This is a genomic window from Pseudomonas sp. PA15(2017) (assembly GCF_001945395.1).
Classification (GTDB): Bacteria; Pseudomonadota; Gammaproteobacteria; order Pseudomonadales; family Pseudomonadaceae; genus Aquipseudomonas.
This window is the reverse complement of record NZ_MSXV01000031.1, coordinates 1-4661: the sequence shown is the minus strand read 5'-3', so window position 1 is coordinate 4661 and position 4661 is coordinate 1. Positions and strand designations below refer to the sequence as shown.

The window sequence follows — 4661 nt, the reverse complement described above, 5'->3', positions numbered from 1 at the left end:
GTAGAAGCTTGACGATGACCTACTCTCACATGGAGAAGCTCCACACTACCATCGGCGATGCGTCGTTTCACTACTGAGTTCGGGATGGGATCAGGTGGTTCCAACGCTCTATGGTCGTCAAGCAAACTGGTTGCTGCTTTGGGGTTTAGCCGCTGCAGCGAATTGGGTATGTGATGTCGGTTGGTATTACGTGTTCTCGCAAATTTTCGGCATTACTGTCGACTTCAACCGCCTAACAGCCAAATTGTTTGGGTGTTATATGGTCAAGCCTCACGGGCAATTAGTACTGGTTAGCTCAACGCCTCACAACGCTTACACACCCAGCCTATCAACGTCGTAGTCTTCGACGGCCCTTTAGGGAACTCAAGGTTCCAGTGAGATCTCATCTTGAGGCAAGTTTCCCGCTTAGATGCTTTCAGCGGTTATCTTTCCCGAACATAGCTACCCGGCAATGCCACTGGCGTGACAACCGGAACACCAGAGGTTCGTCCACTCCGGTCCTCTCGTACTAGGAGCAGCCCCTCTCAAATCTCAAACGTCCACGGCAGATAGGGACCGAACTGTCTCACGACGTTCTAAACCCAGCTCGCGTACCACTTTAAATGGCGAACAGCCATACCCTTGGGACCGGCTTCAGCCCCAGGATGTGATGAGCCGACATCGAGGTGCCAAACACCGCCGTCGATATGAACTCTTGGGCGGTATCAGCCTGTTATCCCCGGAGTACCTTTTATCCGTTGAGCGATGGCCCTTCCATACAGAACCACCGGATCACTAAGACCTACTTTCGTACCTGCTCGACGTGTCTGTCTCGCAGTCAAGCGCGCTTTTGCCTTTATACTCTACGACCGATTTCCGACCGGTCTGAGCGCACCTTCGTACTCCTCCGTTACTCTTTAGGAGGAGACCGCCCCAGTCAAACTACCCACCATACACTGTCCTCGATCCGGATAACGGACCAGAGTTAGAACCTCAAGGTTGCCAGGGTGGTATTTCAAGGATGGCTCCATGAGAACTGGCGTCCCCACTTCAAAGCCTCCCACCTATCCTACACAAGCAAGCTCAAAGTCCAGTGCAAAGCTATAGTAAAGGTTCACGGGGTCTTTCCGTCTAGCCGCGGATACACTGCATCTTCACAGCGATTTCAATTTCACTGAGTCTCGGGTGGAGACAGCGCCGCCATCGTTACGCCATTCGTGCAGGTCGGAACTTACCCGACAAGGAATTTCGCTACCTTAGGACCGTTATAGTTACGGCCGCCGTTTACCGGGGCTTCGATCAAGAGCTTCGCGTTAGCTAACCCCATCAATTAACCTTCCGGCACCGGGCAGGCGTCACACCCTATACGTCCACTTTCGTGTTTGCAGAGTGCTGTGTTTTTAATAAACAGTCGCAGCGGCCTGGTATCTTCGACCGGCATGTGCTTACGGGGTAAACCCTTCACACTCACCGGCGCACCTTCTCCCGAAGTTACGGTGCCATTTTGCCTAGTTCCTTCACCCGAGTTCTCTCAAGCGCCTTGGTATTCTCTACCTAACCACCTGTGTCGGTTTGGGGTACGGTTCCTAATTACCTGAAGCTTAGAAGCTTTTCCTGGAAGCATGGCATCAACCACTTCATCGTCCTAAAGGACAACTCGTCATCAGCTCTCGGCCTTGATCTCCCGGATTTACCTAAGAAATCAGCCTACCACCTTAAACACGGACAACCAACGCCGTGCTGGCCTAGCCTTCTCCGTCCCTCCATCGCAGTAATTAGAAGTACGGGAATATTAACCCGTTTCCCATCGATTACGCATTTCTGCCTCACCTTAGGGGCCGACTCACCCTGCGTCGATTAACGTTGCGCAGGAAACCTTGGTCTTTCGGCGTGCGAGTTTTTCACTCGCATTGTCGTTACTCATGTCAGCATTCGCACTTCTGATACCTCCAGCAAGCTTCTCAACTCACCTTCACAGGCTTACAGAACGCTCCTCTACCGCTCAACTTACGTTGAACCCGTAGCTTCGGTGTATGGTTTGAGCCCCGTTACATCTTCCGCGCAGGCCGACTCGACTAGTGAGCTATTACGCTTTCTTTAAAGGGTGGCTGCTTCTAAGCCAACCTCCTAGCTGTCTAAGCCTTCCCACATCGTTTCCCACTTAACCATAACTTTGGGACCTTAGCTGACGGTCTGGGTTGTTTCCCTTTTCACGACGGACGTTAGCACCCGCCGTGTGTCTCCCGTGCTGACACTTGCTGGTATTCGGAGTTTGCATCGGTTTGGTAAGTCGGGATGACCCCCTAGCCGAAACAGTGCTCTACCCCCAGCAGTGATACACGAGGCGCTACCTAAATAGCTTTCGAGGAGAACCAGCTATCTCCGAGCTTGATTAGCCTTTCACTCCGATCCACAGGTCATCCGCTAACTTTTCAACGGTAGTCGGTTCGGTCCTCCAGTCAGTGTTACCTAACCTTCAACCTGCCCATGGATAGATCGCCCGGTTTCGGGTCTATACCCAGCGACTAAACGCCCTATTAAGACTCGCTTTCGCTACGCCTCCCCTATTCGGTTAAGCTCGCCACTGAATATAAGTCGCTGACCCATTATACAAAAGGTACGCAGTCACCCAACAAAGTAGGCTCCCACTGCTTGTACGCATACGGTTTCAGGTTCTATTTCACTCCCCTCTCCGGGGTTCTTTTCGCCTTTCCCTCACGGTACTGGTTCACTATCGGTCAGTCAGTAGTATTTAGCCTTGGAGGATGGTCCCCCCATATTCAGACAAAGTTTCTCGTGCTCCGTCCTACTCGATTTCATTGATAAGAGCATTTCGTGTACGGGGCTATCACCCACTACGGCGGCACTTTCCAGAGCCTTCCACTACACTCTAATCAACTTAAGGGCTAGTCCCCGTTCGCTCGCCACTACTAAGGGAATCTCGGTTGATTTCTTTTCCTCAGGGTACTTAGATGTTTCAGTTCCCCTGGTTCGCCTCATGCACCTATGTATTCAGTGCATGATACCCAGCTTATGCTAGGTGGGTTCCCCCATTCAGAGATCTCTGGATCACAGTCTGTTTGCCGACTCCCCAAAGCTTATCGCAGGCTACAACGTCTTTCATCGCCTCTGACTGCCAAGGCATCCACCGTATGCGCTTCTTCACTTGACCATATAACCCCAAGCAATCTGGTTACTGTCTATAACGTGAAGACGACATTCGCCGAAAATTTGCACTTGAGAACAACGCAAATTTTACCTTGACCAGATCAATTGCCAGTGAAAGCAATCAATCAGTCACTTCTATCACATACCCAAATTTTTAAAGAACGATGTTTCGACTGGTCAAAGACCAGAAATCAACATTCACTCTGCCATCGCAGGAATGCTCATTTCTGAACTCTTACTCATTAACGACTGTAACCAGAAAGTGGTGGAGCCAAGCGGGATCGAACCGCTGACCTCCTGCGTGCAAGGCAGGCGCTCTCCCAGCTGAGCTATGGCCCCGTATCATCTGCACCTGAATTGGTAGGTCTGGGCAGATTTGAACTGCCGACCTCACCCTTATCAGGGGTGCGCTCTAACCAACTGAGCTACAGACCTATAACAGGGCTGCCCCAAGCCGACCTCACCCTACTCTCTATCTCAAAGCGTGGGTGCGCTCTAACCAACCGAGCAATCAGCCTATATAAGGCGTTACAGCATCGTCTTCTACAATGAATCAAGCAATTCGTGTGGGAGCTTATGAATAAGCTGCGATCTTCGATTAAGGAGGTGATCCAGCCGCAGGTTCCCCTACGGCTACCTTGTTACGACTTCACCCCAGTCATGAATCACACCGTGGTAACCGTCCTCCCGAAGGTTAGACTAGCTACTTCTGGTGCAACCCACTCCCATGGTGTGACGGGCGGTGTGTACAAGGCCCGGGAACGTATTCACCGTGACATTCTGATTCACGATTACTAGCGATTCCGACTTCACGCAGTCGAGTTGCAGACTGCGATCCGGACTACGATCGGTTTTATGGGATTAGCTCCACCTCGCGGCTTGGCAACCCTTTGTACCGACCATTGTAGCACGTGTGTAGCCCTGGCCGTAAGGGCCATGATGACTTGACGTCATCCCCACCTTCCTCCGGTTTGTCACCGGCAGTCTCCTTAGAGTTCCCACCCGAGGTGCTGGTAACTAAGGACAAGGGTTGCGCTCGTTACGGGACTTAACCCAACATCTCACGACACGAGCTGACGACAGCCATGCAGCACCTGTGTCTGAGTTCCCGAAGGCACCAATCCATCTCTGGAAAGTTCTCAGCATGTCAAGGCCAGGTAAGGTTCTTCGCGTTGCTTCGAATTAAACCACATGCTCCACCGCTTGTGCGGGCCCCCGTCAATTCATTTGAGTTTTAACCTTGCGGCCGTACTCCCCAGGCGGTCAACTTAATGCGTTAGCTGCGCCACTAAAATCTCAAGGATTCCAACGGCTAGTTGACATCGTTTACGGCGTGGACTACCAGGGTATCTAATCCTGTTTGCTCCCCACGCTTTCGCACCTCAGTGTCAGTATCAGTCCAGGTGGTCGCCTTCGCCACTGGTGTTCCTTCCTATATCTACGCATTTCACCGCTACACAGGAAATTCCACCACCCTCTACCGTACTCTAGCTTGCCAGTTTTGGATGCAGTTC

At 51.7% G+C, this 4661-nt stretch carries 2 tRNA genes and 3 rRNA genes; all 5 read right to left on the bottom strand.

The features are described 5' to 3' along the window. Positions 1-6 precede the first annotated feature (6 nt). Positions 7-122: ribosomal RNA gene (gene rrf, locus BVH03_RS10250) — 5S ribosomal RNA — on the bottom strand. A gap of 137 nt (positions 123-259) precedes the next feature. Further along, positions 260-3151: ribosomal RNA gene (locus tag BVH03_RS10245) — 23S ribosomal RNA — on the bottom strand. 259 nt (positions 3152-3410) lie between these two features. Next, positions 3411-3486, bottom strand: a tRNA-Ala gene (locus tag BVH03_RS10240). A gap of 19 nt (positions 3487-3505) precedes the next feature. Beyond that, a tRNA-Ile gene (locus BVH03_RS10235) sits at positions 3506-3582 on the bottom strand. Between the two features lie 164 nt (positions 3583-3746). Further along, positions 3747-4661, bottom strand: a 16S ribosomal RNA gene (locus BVH03_RS10230); the annotation flags it as partial.